The following is a 21,235-nucleotide window of genomic DNA, read 5'->3' as shown; positions in this document are numbered from 1 at the left end:
ATCAGTTGCGGCGGTGGGCGTTGAGGCGGTGCTCGACGAAGAGCGAGTAGCGCGACATTCCAAAGCAGAAGATAAAGTAGATGATACCGGCAAAGGCGAAGCCGGTGAACAACGTCGACGGCGTCGACCACTTCGGATCCGCGAACGACGCTCGCAGGGAACCGAGCAAATCGAACAGCGCCACGATCGAAACGAGCGAAGTGTCCTTGAACAGCGAGATGAAGCTGTTGACGAGGTTCGGAATGACGTGGCGCAGCGCCTGCGGCAGCACGATGAGCGAGGTCGTCTTCCACCAGGACAGCCCGAGCGCAGCGGCAGCCTCGCCCTGCCCGCGCGGGATCGCAGCTAACCCCCCCGCGTACATTCTCGGCCTGGTAGGCGCCCGTGAACAGCGCGATTCCGATCAGCGCGCGCACCAGCCCGTCGACCGTGAAATTGCCGGGCAGGAACAAGGGCAGCATGTAGGTCGCGAAAAACAGCACGGTAATCAGCGGCACGCCGCGCCAGAACTCGATGAAGGCGATCGAGAAGATCCGGATCAGCGGAATGGTGGAGCGGCGGCCGAGAGCCAGCGCAATACCGATCGGCAAAGAGGTGACGATCCCGGTGACGGAGACCACCAGCGTCACCAGAAGCCCGCCCCACAAGCTCGTCTGCACGATGGGCAGTCCGCCGTGATCAAGCCCCATCAGCTTGATCACGATCGCGATGGCGACGAAGGCGGCGAGGCTCGAGGCGAGCGTGCGCCAGCCCGCGCGCACCCCGCCACCAAGCCAGAAGGCGATCAGGGAGACGACGACGGTCGTGATGGCGAAATCGACCCAGACCGACTGGCCGGTCCCCTGGATCTGATCGCGCAGCCAGGTCAACGGAAAGATCAGCCAGGAGATCGCCGTGCCAACCAGCAGGATGAGATTGCCGATGACCCACAGCAGCGGCGCGATGGCCGAGGTCTTGCTGGGACTCAGCAGAGCCTGCCCGGCGCTCATGATGCTGTCGTCGAATAATTGCAGCAGTCCGGCCGTCCAGCTCAGGCCGAAGCCGGTGATCCCGCCGCCGTGCAGCAGGAAGAATGCGACCACCGGAAAGGCGAAGAAGAACAGGCCCGCATTGAGCCCCTTCGCCGGCAGACGCGGAACGAGCAGCGGCAACAGCAGAACTGCCGCCAGGATCAGTGCGAGGTTGACCCGCCAGCGCTCGGCCTCGGGATAGAAGCCGTAGATCAACTGTGGCAGCTTGGCCTGGATGTAGGGCCAGCAGGCGCCAACTGCGAAGCCGGCATTCTCGGGCAGGCAAGCCGCGCGGTCCTTGCCGGTCCAGACCGCGTCGACCATCAGGAACTTGACGGATGGTACGATGGTGAACCCGAGCAGCAAGGCGCCCACGATCGTGAGCAGGATGTTAGTCGGCGAGTTGAACAGGCGGGTGCGCACCAGGCCGATGAAGCCCGTGGTCTTCACCGGCGCGGGACGCTCAGTGAGCAGGTCGTGGCGGACGAAGCTGGACGAGGTGATATCGCTCATGCGCCGAGGCTCCGGCTGACGCGCCAACCGTAGACGCTCATGACGGCGCTGGTGAGGAGAGAGATCAGGAGATAGACGCCCATCGTCATGGCGATGATCTCGATCGCCTGCCCGGTCTGGCTCAGCGACGTGCCGGCGAATACCGAGACGAGATCAGGATAGCCGATCGCGACCGCCAGCGAAGAATTCTTGGTGAGGTTGAGATATTGGTTGGTCAGCGGCGGCACGATGACGCGCATCGCTTGCGGCACGACGATCAGCCGGAGCGTGGTGCCTCGGCTGAGGCCAAGCGAGGATCCCGCCTCCATCTGTCCCTTGTGCACGGACAGGATGCCGGCGCGGACGATCTCGGCGATGAAGGCGGCAGTATAGGTCGACAGGGCCACCGTCAGGGCCACGAACTCCGGAATGATCCGCGAGCCGCCGGCGAAATTGAAGCCCTTGAGCTGCGGCAGCTCGAACGTGAAAGGCAAACCGAACACCAGCATGGTGACGAGCGGCAGCCCGAACAGAAGGCCGAGCACATAGGGCCAGATGCGGATCATCTGCCCCCGCTGAAACAGCGCACTCCGCGCATAGACGCGAAGTGCCAGCGCGCCGACGATACCGACCGCCAGCGCCGCAAGGAACGGCTCAAACCCGCTCTCGCCGATCGGGCGGGGAATGACCAGTCCGCGATTGCTGATGAAGACGATGCCGAGAAGCGAGATGCTTTGCCGCGGATTTGGCAGAGCCGCCAGCACCGCCAGGTACCAGAACAGGATCTGGAACAGGACCGGCAGGTTGCGGATGATTTCGACGTAAATCTCGCCGACGCGCGACAGGAGCCAGTTGGGCGACAGCCGACACAACGCGACGATGAAGCCGATCACGGTGGCAAAGACGATGCCGACCACCGAGACCACGAGCGTGTTCAGAAGTCCGACCACGAACACGCGCAGGAACGTGTCCGAGCCGGTGTAGGAGATCAGGGTCTGGTTGACGTCGAAGCCTGCATTGTTCCGCAAGAAGCCGAAGCCGGCAGCGATGTGCTGGTTTTCGAGGTTGGCGCGGGTGTTGGAGACGATCTCGTAGCCGATCCAGCCCAGGATCGCCGCGAAGACAAACTGGACGGCAACGCCGTTCCAGCCAGTCTTGCCACCCAGAATGCGCCTGATCTTCAGCGCAATCTGGGCTGGCGGTTTACGGGCCTCGGTGCTCATCGCCGCGAGCCGCGGATCGAGCGGGATCAGCGGATCGGTGGCGCGTACTGAAGACCGCCCTTGTTCCAGAGATTGTTGAGACCGCGATTGATGGCGAGCGGCGAGCCCGAGCCGACGTTGCGATCGAAGACCTCGCCGTAATTGCCGACGGCCTTCACGATCCGCACCACCCAGTCCTTGGTCAGGCCGAGTTGTTCACCGAAATTGCCGTCGGTACCGAGGACGCGCTTCAGCTCCGGATTTTCCATTTTCGCCTTCTCGTCGACGTTCTTCGAGGTCACGCCGAGTTCTTCGGCCGTGACCATCGCGAACAGCGTCCATTTCACGAGGTCGAACCACTGGTCGTCTCCGTGGCGCACCATCGGGCCGAGCGGTTCCTTCGAGATGATTTCGGGGAGGACCATGTGATCGTTGGGATTGGCCAGCTTCAGGCGATTGGCGTACAGGCCCGACTGGTCGGTGGTGAAGACGTCACAGCGGCCGGCTTCATAGGCCTTGACCGTTTCGTCGTTGGTGCCGAACGCGATCACCTCGTACTTCATGTTGTTGGCCTTGAAGTAGTCGGCAAGATTTTGCTCGGTGGTGGTGCCGGTCTGCACACAAACGGAGGCGCTGTTGAGCTCGAGCGCCGAATTCACCTTGAGCGACTTCTTCACCATGAAGCCCTGCCCGTCATAATAGGTGATGCCGGTGAAGTTAGCGCCGAGCGAGGTGTCGCGCGAGATCGTCCAGGTGGTGTTGCGCGAGAGCACGTCGACTTCGCCGGATTGCAGCGCCGTGAAGCGATCCTTGGCGGACAGCGGCACGAACTTGACCTTGGTCGGATCGTCGAAGATGGCGGCAGCGACGGCGCGGCAGACGTCGACGTCGAGGCCGGTCCAGTTGCCTTTGTCGTCGGGCGAGGAGAAGCCCGGCAGACCCTGGCTGACGCCGCAGGACAGCACGCCCCGGTCCTTGACCGTCTTGAGCGTTTGCGCATCGGCGGCTTGGGCGGTCAGGCCGGCGGCGAGAGCGAGAGAGAGAGCCAGGGTTACGCGTTTCATGGGCTGAAGGCCTTTCAAAATCGTCTCAAGGTCAGGAACGTTGTCTCAGGATCGTCTCTGCCGGGGCTAACTGTACCAAGACTAGCCTTGCAAGAGTCATGCTGGAAAACCTTGCCGAACACTCGCCCATCCCGGGAGGCCATACCTTAATCCCCGCCGCTGGCGTCCGCCGTTATGGCTGTGGCGCAAAGTCCGGTCAGAAGATGGATCGAAGGTCGCGGCAGCCCCTCAACATGCGGCGACTGAATAGCACCTGCGCATCACAGAACGACTGGCGGGCCGGGTCAAGGGGTTGACGGGACTCTTCTGTCTTCTGTTATTAACGACGGCGGCCTTGGGCCGGCCCGCAGGGCGCGGAGCGCCAAGCGGAAACGCGCTTTTGAAAGCAGACGCATGGATTCCTCGCACCCCTCCCAACGGCACGCCGAGACCCGGCTGGTCACCTCCGGCCGCGACACCAAGGCGCAGAAGGGGTTCGTCAATCCGCCGGTCTTTCACGGTTCGACCGTGCTCTATCCGACCGCCGAGGACCTGCACGCCCATCGCGGCGAGTTCCAATACGGCCGCCACGGCACACCCACCACCAAGGCGTTCCAGGAGACGCTGATGGCGCTGGAGGGGCCGCAATGCGCCGGCGTCGGCATCACGCCGTCAGGCCTGGCTGCGATCTCCACCACCCTGCTCTCGGTGCTGAAGGCCGGCGACCATCTGCTGGTCTGCGACAACGTCTATCGGCCTTCGCGCAATTTCTGCAACGGCATGCTGGCCCGCTACGGGGTCGAGACCAGCTATTTCGATCCGCTGATCGGCGCGAGCATCGAAAAGCTGTTCAAGCCCAACACCCGCGCCGTGCTGGTCGAAGCGCCGGGCTCGCAGTCCTTCGAGATGCCGGACATCCGCGCCATCGCCGAGGTCGCGCATACGCGCGGTGCGCTCGTCATCGACGACAACACCTGGGCAACCCCGCTCTATCATCGCTCCCTCGAGCAGGGCGTCGACATCAGCATGCAGGCCGCCACCAAATATATCGGCGGCCATTCCGACATCATGTTCGGCACCATCTCCGCCAACGCCAAGGCCTGGCCGCAGATCGCCGAAGGCATCCGCCTGCTCGGCGTCTGCGCCGGTCCTGATGACGTCTTCCTGGCGCTGCGGGGCCTGCGCACGCTGTCGGTGCGGCTGGCGCAGCATCATCGTTCGGGGCTCGACATGGCGCGCTGGCTCGCTGCCAGACCCGAGGTCGCGCGCGTCCTGCATCCGGCGCTCGAGACCGATCCGGGGCACGCGATCTGGAAGCGCGACTTCACCGGCGCCTCCGGCCTGTTCAGCATCGTCTTGAAGCCGGCGCCGCAAAAGGCGGTCGACACCATGCTCGACACGCTCAAGCTGTTCGGCATGGGCTTCTCCTGGGGCGGCTTCGAGAGCCTCGCGATCCCCTTCGATTGCGACACCTATCGGACCGCGACCAAGTGGGCGCCCGGCGGCCCGACGCTGCGGCTGCATATCGGGCTCGAAAGCGTCGACGACCTCAAAGCCGACCTCGATCGCGGCTTCGCTGCCCTGAAAGCTGCAATGTGAGCCTGCTCACAAGGCATCGCGCCTGCGGACGCGCCAACGCGCGCCGCGGGAACGCGCAGCCGACGCAAACGTTAGCGCCGACGCGCCAACAAATGATTTGATCCGACCGCATTTGGCGCTAGCCTGACCCTTCGACTCCAATCCGGACACGGAGCATGGGAACGTTGGTTCTGCTCGATCTGATGGGCGGCGTGGCGCTGTTGCTGTGGGGCCTGCACATGGTCCACAGCGGAATTCTGCGCGCCTTCGGCCCGGACTTGCGGCGGCTGCTTGGCAAGGCCCTCAGCAACCGCCTCAGCGCCTTTGCGGCCGGCCTCGGGCTCACTGCCCTGCTCCAGAGCAGCACCGCGACGGCCCTGATCACCAGCTCCTTCGCCGCCGAAGGACTGGTCAGCCTCGCCGCAGCGCTTGCCATCATGTTAGGGGCCAATGTCGGCACGACGCTGATCGTGCAGGTGCTGTCGTTCAACATCGCAGCCGTCGCGCCGGTGCTGTTCGTGCTCGGGCTCGTCGCCTTCCGCTCGGGCCCGCGCTCGCGGATCAAGGACATCGGCCGCGTCTTCATCGGGCTCGGACTGATGCTGCTCTCGCTGCACATCCTGCTCGATACGCTGGCTCCGGCCGAGAACGCACCCGGCATGCGCGTCGTGATGTCGGCCATCACCGGCGATCCCGTTCTGTGCATCGTCATCGCGGCAGTCGTCACGTGGGCGGTGCATTCGAGCGTCGCCAGCGTGCTGCTGATCATGTCGCTGGCCTATTCGCAGTTCATCTCGCCCTACGCGGCGCTCGCACTGGTGCTCGGCGCCAATCTCGGCAGCGCCATCAACCCCGTGTTCGAGGGCGCCAGGCGCGACGATCCCGCGAGCTATCGCCTGCCGGTCGGCAATCTCGTCAACCGCGTGGTCGGGATCGCGATCACCCTCCCCTTCCTGCACGTGATCGCAGAACACATGCACGCCTGGCAGCCCGATCTCGCCAGGATGACGGCGGCCTTTCACATCGCCTTCAACGCCGGCACGGCCGTCATCTTCATCGGCCTGCTCGACACCATGTCGCGCCTGTTGACCCGACTCCTGCCCGACCGCGTCCAGGAGGTCGACCCGGCCCGCCCGCGCTATCTCGACGAGACCGCGCTGGAGACGCCGTCACTGGCGCTCGCCGACGCCGCCCGCGAAACGCTGCGCATGGGCGATCTCGTCGAGGTCATGCTGCGCAAGGTGATGGCCGCGATGATGACGGGCGATCGCGCACTGGTCGACCAGGTCACGAAGACCGACAATGCCGTGGACGGGCTCGACGAAGCCATCAAGCTCTACGTGACCAAACTGACGCGCGGCAGCCTCGACGAGAGCGAGGGCCGGCGCGCGATGGAGATCATCTCCTTCGCCATCAACCTCGAGCATATCGGCGACATCATCGACAAGAATCTCAGCGAGCTCGCGAGCAAGAAGATCAAGCGGCGCCTGCAATTCTCGGCAGAGGGCGCCGAGGAGCTCGCCGCCTTCCACAAGCGCACCATGGAGTCGCTTCGCATCGCCTTCGGAGTCTTCATGTCGGGCGACGCCAACGAGGCGCGCAAGCTGCTGGTGGAGAAGACTGCGCTGCGCAACACCGAGCTCGCCGCCGTCGAGCGCCATCTGGACCGCCTACGCGAGGGGCGCCCCGAAACCATCGAGACCACCTCGCTGCATCTCGACGTGCTGCGGGACTTACGCCGTATCCACTCGCATATCTGCTCGGTCGCCTATCCCGTGCTGGATGCGGCCGGCGAGCCCTATCGCAGGAGCGAGGCCGAGGCAGAGGCCCTGCCCGCTTCGGGCGCGGCGTCGGCGATGCCGCGCTAGGACCGGGATCAGCGATCCAGCGTCTTCGAAGCGGTGCCGTGGTTCTTCCAGATCAGCATGATGTTGCGAAGATAAATGATGGTCGCAAACAACTGTCCCATGATGATGACCGGCTCGCGCTTCACGACGCCGTAGATCAGAGTCATCAGGCCACCGCCCATCGAGCAGAACCAGAACGCCATCGGCACCACACTGTTTCCAGCGCGCTCGCTCGCGATCCACTGCACCAGAAATCGCGCGGTGAAGAACAGTTGCGCGACCAGGCCGAACGCGAGCCAGAAATCGAACTTGGCGACGAATACGTCGTAGAAAAAATTGCTCACCGCCTGACCGTATTGAATGATCATGCCTTCACCTCAGTCACATCTGGCGTAGGCTTCTTGCGACGAATCAGCCACCACACGCCGGCGAGATCCATGATGCCGATCCACAGCCGGTCGAAGAAACCATAGTTTGAAACGCCGGAATGGCGCGGCCGGTCGATCACGTCGACATAGGCGATCTCGTAGCCTTCCCGGCGCACCAGCGCCGGCAGGAAGCGATGCAGACCATCGAAATAGGGCAGCATCAGGAACACATCGCGCCGGAACGCCTTCAGGCCGCAGCCGGTGTCCCGCGTGCCGTCGTTAAGGATCGACCCGCGCACGCCGTTGGCGATGCGCGACTGAAACTTCTTGAAGCCGGTATCCTTGCGCCCGACTCGCTGGCCTGCGGCGAGCCCGACGCGCACGCTCTTCTCGACGGCCGCGATCAAGTCCGGCAGGAACGCCGGATTGTTCTGGCCGTCGCCGTCGAGGGTCGCCACGATCGGGCCGCGTGCCGCACGCACGCCGCTGCGCACCGCCGCCGACTGGCCGGTCGACTTGGCGTGACGAAGCTGCCGCAGATTGTCCCGCTGCTGCATGATGGCGGCGAGCCGCTCGCCGGTCGCATCCGTCGAGCCGTCATTGACGTAGATGATCTCATAGGCCCAGCGCCCATCCAGCGCCGCGCTGATCTCCGCGATCAGCGGCGCGATGTTGTCGGCTTCGTTGCGCACGGGAACGACGATGGAAACCGAAGGCTGGGACGTCGACAAATCGAAAGCTCGTGGTTGGAATTGGCCTGCCCCGGGGAACCGGCAGCCCCGGCAGGCAGCCGCTTTTATGGGGCGGATGCCCCGCGGGCAACCCTTTTGAGGCGGCCCGAGACCGCCCCAGCAAGGGGCACAATGGTGCCATCCGCACGGATGGCAAAGCCTAGCCGGCGCGCCGCAAACCAGTAGCGGACCGCCATGGCGCCGACGATGCCAAGCAGGGCGCCGGCTGTGACGTCACTCGGGTGGTGCGCGAGCAGCACCAGACGCGTCAGCAGGATCACGATTGCGTAAGTGAACATGAACACGCGCAGGCGCGGCCACAGCGCCGAGACCGCAAACGCCAATGCGAACGCCGTTACCGCATGCCCCGACGGCAGGCTGGCATAAGCCCCCGTACCCTCGAACGGTATGAAGTTGAACGGATTGGCCTTGCCGCCGACGAAGGGACGTCCGCGACCGATCAGATATTTCAGGACCTCTGCCACGAACACGGACACGGCAACGGACAGAAACATGAACTGCAGCCGCGTGCCGAGACCGAGCAGCAGCGCACGGCGGGTGCCGTGCATCCCAGCCGCAACGAGCGCCACGACCACCAGCGCAGCCCCCAGCACCGAGAGCACATACTCGTCCTTGCCGAAATCGGTGAGGATGCGGATCGGCCACAGACCCGGCGTGCCGCGCGCTGGCATCAGCAGTATCTCGGTCTGATCGAACGCGACCATCAGCACGATGACCAGGGCCGCACCCGCAGCGCTGAGCCACAGCGAATGCCGCGCCAGTTTTCGGGCGGCGACGGCCCGCTGCGAATGCGATGGCGCGCGCACGAGTTGCGCCAAGGCACGCCCCGAAACGGCAAACAATTGTGCGGGATAACCCGGGCGTGGAGCAATGTCGGTGGAGGCCGGCATCCTACTCGGTGCCTTCCGAACGGAAGATCGAGATCGAGATCGCGCGTCCTTGCGAGAAATTATAGCCGTCGATGCGCGCGCCGACCTTGTAGCGCAGCCCGATCGCCTCGGCGCGCTGCACGAAGCTGCGCTCCGAACGCTGCTCGATCAGCGCGAAGCGGCAGCTTCCTTGCCGCAGGAAGTCGGCCGCGCCCGAACCGTCGGTGAGCAGCGTCTGGGTACCCGTCAGGAAGACGAGGCTCGGCTCGTGGTAGCCGGCAGCAGCCGCTTTCGGCCCGACGCAGGTGACGTTGCGAAGCGCGCGTGCGATCTCGACGCTCGGAAACAGCGGGGTCAGCGACGGCAGCACGATGCCGTAGACCGTCACTGCCAGCATCAGGGCAGCCACCAGCGCGTTGAGCAGCGAGCGCTCGGCGCGATTGTTGTCGTAGAGCCACCAGGCGAACAGGCCGAAGATCAGCGCGGCCGCGATGAACGGCCAAGCCACGAAGGCCGGCTGCCGCGTCAGCATGACCGCGCCGACCACCGCGATGATCGAGGCGGCCGCAGGGATCGCGAACCACCAGGCCGAGCCGCGCATCAGCCAGGACCGCGACAGCACGCTCCGCTCCAGTGCACCGACGGTGAGGATCGCGATCGCGGGGTAGAGCGGCAGCACATAGTGCGGCAGCTTGGTCAGCACCGCCTCGAACACGATCCAGGACGGGATCAACCAGGCCAGCAGGAATTGCGCGCCCGGCTCGCGCCGCGCCCGCCACACCGCGGGTGCCGCCATCGCCGCGAGCGGCGCGCCGGGCCAGAACATGATCCAGAACAGAACGAGGTAAAGCCCGGGCGGCGCGCCATGGGATTCCTGGGCGCCGATCTTGCTCAGCATGTCGCCGCCGACCGAGTCGGCGAAGAAGGCATCGCCCGCGCGCCAGAAGATCGCGATGAACCAGGGCAGCACCAGCACCAGCATCCACATCAGGCCCCAGACCGGGCGCAGCTTCCACAGCCAGGAGGCGTCGCGGTCCTGGATCGCCAGCGCCACCACGGTGAGCCCCGCGAACATCAGGATCAGCGGCCCCTTGATCAGGACGCCGACCGCGAGCGCGGTCCAGAAGATCGCGGGCCAGCTCCACGGCGGACGCGTCTCGTCCTCGGCGCGCTGCCAGGACAGATAGGCCCGCGCCATCGCGCCCATCGCGGCGACCACGCAGAACAGCAGCATCGCGTCGGTCTTGGCGAGCCGTGCCTCGACGCCGAGCAGAACGGAGGCACACATCAAGAGTGCAGCGAGTACCGCTGCGCGCCGCGTAACGAAGCCGAGCGCCGCCCAATAGGTCATGAGCACGGCGCCGATCGCACCGATCAGCGACGGAATCCGGTAGACCCAGATGCGCAATTCGGCCTTCGGCAGCCTGAGCGCCGAAGCGGCTTCAACCGCTGCCGACTGCAACCAGTAGATGCCGACCGGCTTCTTGTAGCGGACGTCCTCCTGGAAGCGGATGTCGACATAGTCGCCGCTCTCGACCATCTGCTTGGTGGCCTGGGCAAAGCGCGCCTCGTCGCGGTCAACAGGCGGGATGGTGAAGAAGCCCGGCAGGAAGAGCAGCAGCGCGCACAGCACCAGGAAGGCGACGGCGCGGGCGTGGCTGGCCGTGACGACATCGAGCAGACGCACGAGTCGGTTGCCCGGATTCACGGGCGATTTCGGCTCGCGGGGCGCTCCAAAACGGGGAGTTGGGTAGGTCTCGGCCATTGGTTCCGCTTACGCTGAAACCGCCATCGCCACAACCGCTTAAGGCAGGGTCATTGAATTCGAATGACAACTGTGTCCGCGGCGCCAGTGGCGTCGATGACGGTGAGCCGGGCAAAGCCGGGACCGGGCGGATCAATCAGGCGCTGGCGCCGCCCGTCGATCTCGCCGAGCGTCGTGCCGTTGACCATGACTGTCATCGGCAAGACCCCGCCGGCGACCTTCACAGGCATGGTCGCGGCCTCCGCCACCCCTGACCGATCGACGTCGATCCGCGAGCCGTTGAGCGGGAACTGGATATGCGGAGCCTGCTCGCCGCCGGCCCGGACGAGTTCCCCGACCGGGCGGAACCGCTTCAGCGGCAGCGGCAGCTTCGCGTTGCTGGCGACCAGGGTTCCCTTTGGCGGCTTGGGCAATGGGGCAAGCGTCTTGCCGGTCCGGGCAAAGGCGTCGAACAGGATGGGCGCGGCGGCGACGCGGCCGATCAAGCCGGGAGCCGGCGCGCCATCGGGCCGGCCGACCCAGACGCCGATGGTCATGCGGCCGTCGAACCCGACCGACCAGGCATCGCGGTAGCCGTAGGAGGTGCCAGTCTTGAAGGCGATGCGGTTGTGGGCGGCGTTCTCCGGCGGCGGCGTGCCGAGCAGCACGTTGCCGACCTGCCAGGCCGCGACCTGGTCCATGAGCCGCAGCGGCTCGCGGTCGTCCTTGCCAGTCATGACCTCGCGCAACGGCTTGGTGGTGCCGAGCCGGGCGAACCCCGCATAGAGCTGGGCGAGATCCTGAAGCGTCACGCCGACGCCGCCGAGCCCCATGGCGAGCCCCGGCGCCTCGTCTTTGGGCAGAACCAGATTGCCGCCGGCCTGGCGCAGCCGAGATGCCAGACGACTCGACCCGACCCTGTCGAGCAACGCGATCGCGGGCACGTTCAGCGACAATTGCAGCGCCTTCTTCACCGGCACCGTGCCCTGGAACGTCATGTCGAAATTTTCCGGCGCGTAGGAGCCGAAGCGGACGGGCCGGTCGTCGATCAGGCTGTCGGGGTGGACAAAGCCGTCCTCGAAGGCGAGCCCGTAGATGAAGGGCTTTAGCGTCGAACCCGGCGAGCGAATGGCGCGAGTCATATCGACCTGCCCTGCCCGGCTGTCGTCGAAATAATCAGCCGAGCCAACGCGCGCCAGCACGTCGCCAGTCTCATTGTCGACCACGATGATGCCGACCGAAATGTTCGGCCCCAATGCGATGGCACGGTCGCGCGCCAGCAGCTCCAGCGCCTTCTGGAGATTGGCATCCAGCGTCAGCTTGATGATCGGTGCGTCCTTGATCGTCGCAAGCGCGCTGTCGGAAGCATGCGGCGCCAGGATCGGCATCGGTCTGCGCAGCTTCGGCACCGGAACGGCCTTGGCCTGCCGCGCATCATCGAGGCGCACCTGGTGCTCCTCGACCATGCGATCGAGCACGCGGTCGCGGGCCTTGCGCGCGGCGTCGGGGTAGCGGTCCAGCCTCCGCGTCTCCGGCGACTGCGGCAACGCGACCAGCAATGCGGCCTCCGCCAGCGACAGCCGTTTCGGCTCCTTGCCGAAATAGGCGATCGAAGCGGCGCGGATGCCTTCGAGATTGCCGCCGTAAGGCGCGAGCGCGAGGTAGAGATTGAGGATCTCGTCCTTGCTGAGCGTCCGCTCCAGCTCGATCGCGCGCACAATCTGGTGCAGCTTGGCATAGAGCGAGCGCTGCCGCCGCGGCTCCATCAGCCGCGCGAGCTGCATGCTGATGGTCGAGCCGCCGGACACGATGTGGCCGCGCGTGGTGAGCTGCAATGCGGCGCGCCCCAGCGCCAGCGGATCGATGCCGTCATGCGCATAGAAGCGCTGGTCCTCATAGGCGAACAGCAGTTTGAGATAGGTCGGATCGACGTTGGTTTTGGCATCAACCGGCAACCGCCAGCGCCCGTCCGCCATGGCGTAGGCCCGCAGTAGTTTTCCGTTGCGGTCGACGACCGTCGTGGAGACATTGCGCGCCTCGTCGAGCGGCAGCGGGTCGAGGGAATAGACCCAGGCGACGAAGGCGCCGATGGCAAGGATGAAGGCGAGCGCGGCGACGGAGAGGACGCGCATGATTGCGCCTCTTGCTCCGTCATGGCCGGGCTTGTCCCGGCCATCCACGTTCTCGCCAACCGCACCAAAGGCAGTGGATGCCCGGGACAAGCCCGGGCACGACGACTGAGTGTGAGGCTCGGCTTCCTTCATCCAATCACCACTCACTTCGCCGCCCGCACCTCGACGGAGCCCGTCCCGGTGCGGCCGTAGCGCGAGGGGTTGTACATGTCCTCGACATAGGCTTGCGGCAGCACGTATTTGCCGGGCGAGACCGCGCGCACGACGTAGGCCACGGTGAAGACCGCCTTTGAGTCCGAGGCGCGGTCGACCGCCGCTGTGAAGCGGTCGTCGCGGAACTCGGTGTTCTCCGGCTCTTCGCCATCCTCGATCCAGTCCAGCGTGCCGCTGTCACCCGACGACACCAGATTCGGATTGTCGATCTCGAGGCCCGCCGGCAGATAGTCCGACACCATGATGTGGCCGTACTCGGGCTTTGCCTCCGTGATCTTCAACACCACGGCGAAGCGATCGTTCTGTTTGACCTTGCTGATATCGGCCGGCTTGCCATCGAGCGTGAAATAGTTGCGCTCGATCTTGAACCCGGCCGAAGCGGCCGGCTCAGGCGTGACAGGCGAGCCCGACACCGAGACCACCGCCTGAACCGGCGCATCGCCGGTGTTGGTGATCTTCAGCGGCTTGCCCTCCAGCGTCGCGGCCTTGTAGCTGCGATAAAGCGCAGTCTTGACCGGCTGGCCGTCGACCTCGATCGAGAGGTTCTCCTTGGCGAGCGCCCGCGCCGCCAGCACCAGCCACGCGTTCTCTTGCGTGGAGGTGTAGGGCGTGAGCCCACGCGCGGTCTCGACCCGCGACACCGCCTGCGTCAGCGTCGCCTTCGGCGCGTTGCCTTCGCTCGCGAGCGAGACCAGTGCTGCGGCATCGCGGAGCTGCGAGCCGTAGTCGGTGCGGCCGAACTCGAGCACGGGCTTCGGGGCGAGGCTGTCGAGCGCGGCACCATAGACGCGTTCGGCGCGGTTGCGGTCGCCGACCAGCGCCAGCGCCGCGGCAAGCTGCGACTTCGCGATCGGCGTTGCGAGGTTGGAGAGCTTGGTGTCGGCGAGATAGCGGAGGTCGCCGATCGGCGCTGCGCCATTGCGTGCGAGCACGTAGAGGCCGTAGGCGAGATCGCGCCCGCCGTCCTTCTCCGGCTCGTTGGCGTTCACCACCGAATTGCGGATGCGGTCGAGCGCGTTCTTGAACAGCACGTCCGGCACCACAAAGCCCCTTTCCCTGGCGCGGGTCAGGAAGTCCGTCACGTAGGCATCTAACCAGGCGTCGTCGCCGCCGGCCGACCAGAGGCCGAACGAGCCGTTCGAACCCTGGCGCGCCAGCAGCCGCTCGATCGCATCGCGGATGCGCTGGTCGACCTCGGTGTCCATGGCCAGGTGCACGCCGGCCGCGAGCTCGTTGACGTAGAGCAGCGGCATGGCGCGGCTCGTGATCTGTTCCGAGCAGCCATAGGGATAGCGGTCGAGCGCCTTGAGGATCGTCGCCGCATCGAGCGCGGTCGACAGGCTCGCCGAGACCGAGACCCCGCCCGTGCCCGGCACCAGGTCGGAGAACATGTCCGAGGTCAGTGTCAGGCTCTCGCCCTTCGCAAGGGTACGGATCGAGCGTCGCGCCAGCACCTGCGTTGCTGCCTTGACGTCGAACGCATAGTGACGCGCGAGCGCCAAGCCATTCGGTCCCTTGATGTCGACATCGAGCGTCGCCTGCCCCGCCGCGGTCGCGTCGAGCGCCAGCGAGAAGGAATTGCGCTGCTTGGCGGCGAGCTTGACTGTCGTGGCGGGATTGCCGGTCATCTTCACCGGGCCGCCCGTCTTCACGTTGATAACGTAATCGCCGGCCTGGCCTTCGACATTGTCAATCTCCAGATTGGCTGTGCCGTGGTCACCGTTGAGCAGGAAGCGCGGCAGGGTCGTGGTCAGCACCACGGGATCGCGGATCACAACGTCCGTGTTGGCACGGCCAAGCTTGGTCGCAGTCCACGCCACGGCCATCACGCGCGCCGTGCCGGCAAACTCGGGGATGTCGAAGCTGACTTCGGCGGTGCCGTCGGCGGCGACCGTGACGATGCCTGAATAAAGCGCGAGCGGCTTTTGCGTGGGCGGCGAGCCCTGCAGCTCGGCCGCCCCGGCATCGCCGCCGGACTTGATCTGGCCGCGGGTGCCCGACATGCCGTCGATGAGCTGGCCGTAGAGATCGCGAATCTCGGCGGTCAGGCGGCGCTGGCCCAGATAATAGTCGTCCGGTGCCGGAGGCTTGTAGTTGGTCAGGTTGAGGATGCCGACATCGACCGCAGCGATAACGACCTTGGCGTCCTCGCCCGGATTGAGCCCGTCGAGCTTGACCGGGATCTTCAGCATCGCGTTCGGCCGGATCAGCGCCGGCGGCGTCAGCTTCACCGCGAGCGTGCGGGTCTGTTTGTCGATGCCGAACCATTTCAGGCCGATCGCCCGGCCCGGCATGCGCTGGGCAGCCGCATCGAGCGGACGGCGCAGCGTCGCCACGACATAGGCGCCAGTGCCCCAGTCCTTGCCGACCGGGAGCTTCACCTGTGCGGTGCCTTCCTTGACGTCGATGGTCTGCGTCGTCAGCAGGCGGTCGCCGAGCACGTTGACGGTGAGCTTGCCGGGGTTGCGAACATTGACCGACACCGTCATGGTGTCGCCGGAAGCGTATTGCGGCTTGTCGATCGAGGTTTCCAGCAGATCCGGAGTGTCGGCGCTGCCGTCGGAATACCAGCCGACGTCGAACTGCACCGAGGTCACCGGGCCGTCCGCGTCGTTGGACTTCACGTCGAGGCGATAGCGGCCAGGCTGAGGGGTGAGCGAAATCCGCGAAGGCTTGTCTGCCGCAACAGTGACATCCCCATCAGCGACGCGCGACGTCGACTTGACCGGCTCATACTCCCAGTAATTGTTCTGGCGATACCACTGGTAGCGCGACTCCATCTTCAGGAGCTCATAGCGCAGGCCGTCGCGGTGCAGTGTCTGGCCCTCGGGCGAGACGAACACGACGTCGAACTCGGCCTTGTCGCCCTCGGCGACGTTCTTGTCGCCGAACAGCGGCTTGATGCCGATCATGGCGGCCGCGGGTGCGACCGGCAGCACCAGCTTGCGCTCGACTGCGCGGCCCCCGGTCTCGACCATGCGGACGAAGATCTGCGCCTCCTGCGGGCGGGTCGAGGCCGGCGGCTTGTCCAGCGTCACCGGGAAGGTCGCAATGCCATTGGCGTCGGCCTCCGGCAGGTTCTCCAGCGGCGTGCGCTCGTTCGAGGTGGTCTCCTCGTCGGCGACGCCGAACTGGTAGCCGGTAAAGCCCGGCCGCTCGGCAGCCGGCGCGATGAGCATATCCGCTTCGAGCTGCAGGCCGGATGCGGGCGCGCCATAGAGGAAATGGCCGTCCGCCTTAAGCTCCACTGGAGCGTTAGCTTTGATCAGCTTGTCCTTGGCGGACAAGTCGAATTCGATCCTATCAGGGACGTAGTCCTCGACCATGAAGGTGGTCTCGCCGACCGAAGAGCCCTTCGGATCGGTGAAGGCCCGCACCCGCCACGTCCCGGTCGGGACGGCCGAGTTGAGCGGCACGGCGAGCGTGCGGCCGCCGGCGCCCTGGTCGGCCAGCACGGCGCGGCGAAATTCGACGCCGTCGGGGCGCTCGATCACCAGCGTCAGCGGGCCGCCGGTGACGGCATTGCCCTGCCCGTCGCGGAGCAGCGCGGTGAGATAGACGGTTTCGTTGGAGCGATAGACGCCGCGCTCGGCATAGACGAACGCGTCTGCGCCTGCCGGGACCGCGCGGCCCGCGACGCCACGGTCGGACAGGTCGAACGCAGAGGCCTTCAGGCTCAGGAAGGCATAGTCGGCCTTATCGCCGGTGACCGTGAGCAGCGCCGGCGACAGGCCGCCCTCGCCGCGCGCGAGCCCCGCCTCAAACAGCACGTGGCCGCTGTCGTCCGTCTTGCGGGTGGCCAGGATCTCGTTGTTGCGGGCAACCAGCCGCACCTCCGCTTTGCCGACCGGATCGGTCGAGGCCAGCGAGTTGACGAAGACGTGGATGCCGTCGTTACCGGAATAGGCCGACACGCCAAGATCAGAGATGATGAACCATTGCGTGGCGAGCTGGTAGTCGTCGTCCGAGCCCGGTCCCTTGGCCGCGGCCGTCATTACGTAGACGCCGGGCTGGAGCTCGCCGAGGGCCTGGTCGACCGGGAAAGCAGTTGTGACATCCTGGTTCAGCGTCATCGCGGTCGCGAGCTCGCCGGACCAGACTTTCATGCCGCGCTCGCCGCCGAGATCACTGAGCTGGTATTTTGACAGCGTCTTCTGGAAATCGCTGTCCACCACCGTGTTGATCAGATTGCGGTCGCCGATCCGGAACACGTTGATGTTGACCGCGGGCGTGTTGACGCTGACCACGGGAATGCCGCGCTGCCCGGTCCTCGGCAGCACATAGGCGCGGCTGGTGAAGCGCACGAACGGCTTGCGGTCACGGACATAGATGTTGAACTCGGCGGATTTCGGCAGGCCCTCCATCACGGTGGACGGCAGGCCGGCGCGCAGGTTGATGTTGTAGCGCTCGCCGTGCTTCAGCCCGTCGACGCAGAGCTGCTTGCCCTCGGCCGACAGCGCCGGCTTGTCCTGGCCTGCGAGCGCCAGGAACGGCGCGAAATCGGTGCGCTTGGCGAGTTCTTCCGAGAACTGGAAGCAGGCGCGCGGGCTCGCCGAGTCCGAGTCCACGGTATAGTCGAGCAGCCGGAAGCCGTGCTCGTCGCGCATCTTCTCATATTGCCCGCGGACGTCGGCGACCTCGCGCATGTCCAGCGACAGCCGGAGCGCGTCCAGCGCCGGCCGCCACAGCTTGCGCTCGGCTAGCGACTTGCCGAGCACCGCGAGTGCATCGGCCTCCTCGCCCGGATTGCCGGCGCGCATGTAGGCGATGTAGGCGGCGGTCGAGGCGCGCTCCAGTAGGAACGTCTGCTCGCTCGAGCTCTTGGGCGTGATCTGGAAGATGACCTTGGCGAGCCGCAGCCAGTTGCCGGCATCCTCGGGCGTGGTCGCCGCGATCTGGCCGAGGACGGACAGACCCGTGCGGAAATCGTTGCGCCGGAAGGCGGCGTCGGCGTCGGTGCGCAGCGTCGCGCCGGTCTTGGCGACCGGCCCCGCCTCGCTCTTGATCTGGGCCTCCAGCTTGATTGCGGAATCGACGAGATCGTCGCGCCTGAAGGCCTTGTCAGCTCCTTGCGCAGTCGCAAGGCCGAACGCCAGCGTGGCGCAGAGTGTGACGGCGCGAACCAGACCGATCATGAATGGACTCCCGGAAATCGCGGACGAACGCCGCGGGCAGCATGAAGTGCGCGGAAAGGTGACGGACTCAAGGCGATGGAACCAGAGGTGCAGATCGTCGCATTCGCCATGTCAAGGCAAGCCCAGAGCCGCCAAAGGCCGCCGCAAACACGGCAGCGGTAGAGGACAAGATGTACCCGGCAAAGCATGTCCCGGCCGCGACACGGCTCGCCGCCGCGTCGCGAGGCCCTCAAAACGCACTCCGCCGCTCCGCTTTGTCGCTTCTGGTGGGAAAACGGTTCGGTTCAGGCTTGGCGCGCTTGAGGATTTTTCATATGTGCAATGGTAGAAGACCGGCGGGCGGTAGCCGAGGCCGGCCCAGGTACGGTCCCGTAGCTCAACTGGATAGAGTAGCGGATTTCTACTCCGCGGGTTGCAGGTTCGAGTCCTGCCGGGATCGCCAGTGCTCCAAGGGCCTTTGATTTCACTACGGAAAACAGACCTCGTTTTCTCACCTTTTGGCACCCCTGTTCTGGTGGGTCACAACGACCTCCATCCCGTCACTCGCGCGCGGCCCTACCTTGGCGCGCGATCGACGGCTCGCGCAGGGCCATTAGTTCGGGGAACACGACAGGCTGACGTTCCCCTGAGGGATCGAACGCCAGTTGCCCCTCCTTAGGGGCTAGGCGGGAGGAGCAACGAGGGGTAGCGTTGTGACCTGCGAGGGCGAGAAATGAGCCTTTCAGCCATCAAACACCTGACGATTTCTCTTGGCATCTATAAGCCCGCAAGGGCAATTCATCGCTTGCTAACTCGTGAAGATTTGAGTGGCCACAGGCGCCTGCTCGCCGAATTTATCAACCCGGGAGACTTGGCCTTCGACGTTGGCGCCAACATTGGCGCCCGATCGGAACTCATGCTTGACCTGGGTGCTCGGGTCGTTGCCTTCGAACCACAGCCGGATTTGGCGCGGGAAGTCCGCGCTAGGGGAAACCGGATCACCGTTGTTCAGAGCGCTGTTGGGGCGCGCCCAGGCTCAGCCGAATTGTTTCTCACCACTTCGACCGGAATGGCCAGCCTAAAACCGAATTGGCAACTATCGAACCTTACCGGCAAAATTGCTGTTCCCGTCACCACCCTTGACGCTGAAATCTCAAAGCATGGCGTCCCGTCGTTTTGCAAAATCGATGTCGAGGGTTTTGAGGTCGAAGTTCTAAAAGGCCTCTCGACACCAATCAGAGCACTCAGCATTGAGTACCACTGTGACGTGGAGGGGATAGCCAAGATCAGCGAATGTCTACGCCACCTTTCCAAGCTCGACTCTTACGAGTTCAACCTGGTAGGGACCGAAGACTCGGATTGGCTTTTGCCCAGATGGATGGACCAGGACGAGTTTTTACAAGCGTTCCCGAAGTGCGCTGCACCCCATCACTACGGCGATATTTTCGCGCGTATGCGCAAGGCCCGCCTACCATGCCAGTCGACGCTAGCCGGTGTTGAAGAGCTCTAGGTCAGGTCGTAGAGCTCCCTGAGACGTCTGACCGCAGCTTGAATACGATCGCGCGTCACCAAGCTATCGACCTCGACGACCGCTATCCAGCCGACGACACGCTGACTTGCGCAGACCGCGAGGCGACGATTCGGGGGGCCTCTGCTGCCGCTTCGCTTATCCAAGCCGAGAAGGCTTTCTCGCCGCGCGCGGCCGCGAATGGTTGCAATGAAGGCGGGTCCGTCCTTCGGGCACTCGGCGATGAAGCCGTGCCAAGTCGCGATGCACGGGAATGCATAATTCAACGTGGCCTTGTGACTTCTTGGTGGTGATGACAAAGCCATCTTTCGTCAGGTGCTGCCAGCCAAGCCTCTCGGCGTCGGCCGGTGTGCAACAGCACCTCCATCCCTAAGCGCAGCGGCGTATGCTTCGTCTTCACCACCACAACGGACCGTACTTGAACCCGTACGCATACGGCACAGGCCCGTAGCATGGATATGATCGAGAGTAGTACGGCTGCGCATAAGCGCATGAGTAGATTTGATAGGGGCGATAGTGGAAGCCCATATATGAACGATCAACGTTTCTGTAGCGCGCAACGTGTCGGCGACGCGGGGTAAAATCGACAGTTCTGCAACACTCTGCTCTCTGGCTGACGAATTGCTGCTGCGCCGCCTCGGCGGTCGTCAGTAATGCCGTCGATGCCAACGACGCTACACCTGCGACGAGCGCCACGCCGATCCAGTTTCTCATGACAAGGATTCCTCGATGGCAATTTCGTCCGTATGAATGCGGGGTAGTTTCCCTGCTGCTTTCGCTTATTCCGGCGTATCTGTGAATTGCGTCACAGCCGGCGCCCGGCGTCTCCGCTAAACAGGCTCTCAACCCGCTCCCAAAGGCGCGAGAAAGCGTGGGTGGCCGTCATGACGCAAGAAGCAGCAACCGAGGCTCACGTCCCGGCGCAGCGAGAACGATCCGGCCTGTTCGGCGTCGCTATTCTCGCGACCATCGGCATCGTGATGCTGGCCTGGATCGGAGGCTTGGTCTGGGCGGCGATCGCATTCTTCAGCTGGCTCGTATCCTGACGCGCGATTCCATCAATCGATCAGCCGGCCCAAAACAAAAGAGGCGGGCCTGCGCCCGCCTCTTCGCTTCAGATATTGCTCAAAAACTCAGTAACACGCGCGGGGGTCGGCCTGCACATACTGGCCGCTCGGATAACGGTAGTAGCAGTTGCCCTGGGCGAAATAGTAACCGGGGCGTGATGCGGCCGTAGCGCCGGCGATCGCGCCGGTCGCGCCACCGAGAACCGCACCTGCGGCCGCACCGGTTGCGTTGCCCGAGATCAGGCCGCCGAGCACGCCGCCGACGATGGCGCCGCC

At 65.0% G+C, this 21,235-nt stretch carries 12 protein-coding genes, 1 tRNA gene and 2 pseudogenes; 5 read left to right on the top strand and 10 right to left on the bottom strand.

The window, feature by feature from the left end; all coding sequences use genetic code 11:
- Position 1: 1 nt before the first annotated feature.
- The 3 genes and pseudogenes from AC630_RS26200 to AC630_RS26190 form a co-directional block, all read right to left on the bottom strand.
- Positions 2 to 1,523, bottom strand: a pseudogene (locus tag AC630_RS26200) (amino acid ABC transporter permease).
- Entirely contained in the window at positions 1,520 to 2,725 is a 1,206-nt protein-coding gene (locus AC630_RS26195) for an amino acid ABC transporter permease (protein WP_074121307.1), read from the bottom strand. The pseudogene AC630_RS26200 and the gene AC630_RS26195 overlap by 4 nt, the downstream one beginning before the upstream one ends.
- Before the next feature lie 26 nt (positions 2,726 to 2,751).
- Positions 2,752 to 3,768 carry an amino acid ABC transporter substrate-binding protein gene (locus AC630_RS26190; RefSeq protein WP_074121306.1) on the bottom strand — a complete coding sequence of 339 codons (1,017 nt, stop codon included), beginning with the start codon at positions 3,766 to 3,768 and terminating at the stop codon, positions 2,752 to 2,754.
- A gap of 393 nt (positions 3,769 to 4,161) precedes the next feature.
- On the opposite strand from AC630_RS26190, the gene metC reads away from it, so the two are divergent.
- Both metC and AC630_RS26180 read left to right on the top strand, forming a co-directional pair.
- Positions 4,162 to 5,346, top strand: a complete 1,185-nt coding sequence (gene metC, locus AC630_RS26185; protein WP_074121305.1) for a cystathionine beta-lyase — start codon at positions 4,162 to 4,164, stop codon at positions 5,344 to 5,346.
- Positions 5,347 to 5,501: 155 nt separating this feature from the next.
- Positions 5,502 to 7,193, top strand: coding sequence for a Na/Pi cotransporter family protein (locus AC630_RS26180; protein ID WP_074121304.1), 1,692 nt, complete (start codon positions 5,502 to 5,504; stop codon positions 7,191 to 7,193).
- An 8-nt stretch (positions 7,194 to 7,201) separates the two neighbouring features.
- Here the strand turns inward: AC630_RS26180 and AC630_RS26175 are convergent, their stop codons facing one another.
- The 6 genes from AC630_RS26175 to AC630_RS26150 all read right to left on the bottom strand — a co-directional run bounded on the left by AC630_RS26175 (position 7,202) and on the right by AC630_RS26150 (position 18,385).
- Positions 7,202 to 7,540, bottom strand: a complete 339-nt coding sequence (locus AC630_RS26175; protein ID WP_074121303.1) for a lipid-A-disaccharide synthase N-terminal domain-containing protein — start codon at positions 7,538 to 7,540, stop codon at positions 7,202 to 7,204.
- Entirely contained in the window at positions 7,537 to 8,271 is a 735-nt protein-coding gene (locus AC630_RS26170) for a glycosyltransferase family 2 protein (protein ID WP_074121302.1), read from the bottom strand. The genes AC630_RS26175 and AC630_RS26170 overlap by 4 nt, the downstream gene beginning before the upstream one ends.
- Positions 8,272 to 8,336: 65 nt before the next feature.
- A complete protein-coding gene (locus tag AC630_RS26165; RefSeq protein WP_074121301.1) occupies positions 8,337 to 9,182 on the bottom strand; it encodes a phosphatase PAP2 family protein in 846 nt (281 codons plus the stop codon).
- Position 9,183: 1 nt separating this feature from the next.
- The gene (locus AC630_RS26160; RefSeq protein ID WP_074121300.1) at positions 9,184 to 10,926 is read right to left on the bottom strand and encodes an ArnT family glycosyltransferase; all 1,743 of its coding nucleotides are present in this window, start codon (positions 10,924 to 10,926) and stop codon (positions 9,184 to 9,186) included.
- A gap of 50 nt (positions 10,927 to 10,976) precedes the next feature.
- Positions 10,977 to 13,085 (bottom strand): penicillin-binding protein 1C, encoded by a 2,109-nt coding sequence (pbpC, locus tag AC630_RS26155; RefSeq protein ID WP_074121299.1) that lies wholly within the window; start codon positions 13,083 to 13,085, stop codon positions 10,977 to 10,979.
- Between the two features lie 95 nt (positions 13,086 to 13,180).
- Positions 13,181 to 18,385, bottom strand: coding sequence for an alpha-2-macroglobulin family protein (locus AC630_RS26150; protein ID WP_074121298.1), 5,205 nt, complete (start codon positions 18,383 to 18,385; stop codon positions 13,181 to 13,183).
- Positions 18,386 to 18,750: 365 nt separating this feature from the next.
- On the opposite strand from AC630_RS26150, the gene AC630_RS26145 reads away from it, so the two are divergent.
- The 3 genes from AC630_RS26145 to AC630_RS45635 all read left to right on the top strand — a co-directional run bounded on the left by AC630_RS26145 (position 18,751) and on the right by AC630_RS45635 (position 20,938).
- Positions 18,751 to 18,827: transfer RNA gene (locus tag AC630_RS26145), tRNA-Arg, on the top strand.
- 270 nt (positions 18,828 to 19,097) lie between these two features.
- A complete protein-coding gene (locus AC630_RS26140) occupies positions 19,098 to 19,874 on the top strand; it encodes an FkbM family methyltransferase (RefSeq protein ID WP_074121297.1) in 777 nt (258 codons plus the stop codon).
- Between the two features lie 902 nt (positions 19,875 to 20,776).
- Positions 20,777 to 20,938: a hypothetical protein gene (locus AC630_RS45635; RefSeq protein ID WP_167561287.1), complete on the top strand. Its 162-nt coding sequence runs from the start codon at positions 20,777 to 20,779 to the stop codon at positions 20,936 to 20,938.
- A gap of 87 nt (positions 20,939 to 21,025) precedes the next feature.
- Here the strand turns inward: AC630_RS45635 and AC630_RS26130 are convergent.
- Positions 21,026 to 21,235, bottom strand: a pseudogene (locus tag AC630_RS26130) (hypothetical protein); the annotation flags it as partial.

It is taken from the genome of Bradyrhizobium sp. AS23.2 (genome assembly GCF_001908185.1).
In the GTDB taxonomy this organism is placed as follows: domain Bacteria; phylum Pseudomonadota; class Alphaproteobacteria; order Rhizobiales; family Xanthobacteraceae; genus Bradyrhizobium.
Note: the sequence above shows the minus strand (reverse complement) of the source record. Positions and strands in the feature narration are given on the sequence as shown.

Coding starts and splice junctions, on each gene's coding strand:
- AC630_RS26195 (WP_074121307.1), bottom strand. CDS start 2,725: ATGAGCACCGAGGCCCGTAAACCGCCAGCCCAGATTGCGCTGAAGATC.
- AC630_RS26190 (WP_074121306.1), bottom strand. CDS start 3,768: ATGAAACGCGTAACCCTGGCTCTCTCTCTCGCTCTCGCCGCCGGCCTG.
- metC (WP_074121305.1), top strand. CDS start 4,162: ATGGATTCCTCGCACCCCTCCCAACGGCACGCCGAGACCCGGCTGGTC.
- AC630_RS26180 (WP_074121304.1), top strand. CDS start 5,502: ATGGGAACGTTGGTTCTGCTCGATCTGATGGGCGGCGTGGCGCTGTTG.
- AC630_RS26175 (WP_074121303.1), bottom strand. CDS start 7,540: ATGATCATTCAATACGGTCAGGCGGTGAGCAATTTTTTCTACGACGTA.
- AC630_RS26165 (WP_074121301.1), bottom strand. CDS start 9,182: ATGCCGGCCTCCACCGACATTGCTCCACGCCCGGGTTATCCCGCACAA.
- AC630_RS26160 (WP_074121300.1), bottom strand. CDS start 10,926: ATGGCCGAGACCTACCCAACTCCCCGTTTTGGAGCGCCCCGCGAGCCG.
- AC630_RS26150 (WP_074121298.1), bottom strand. CDS start 18,385: ATGATCGGTCTGGTTCGCGCCGTCACACTCTGCGCCACGCTGGCGTTC.
- AC630_RS26140 (WP_074121297.1), top strand. CDS start 19,098: ATGAGCCTTTCAGCCATCAAACACCTGACGATTTCTCTTGGCATCTAT.
- AC630_RS45635 (WP_167561287.1), top strand. CDS start 20,777: ATGACGCAAGAAGCAGCAACCGAGGCTCACGTCCCGGCGCAGCGAGAA.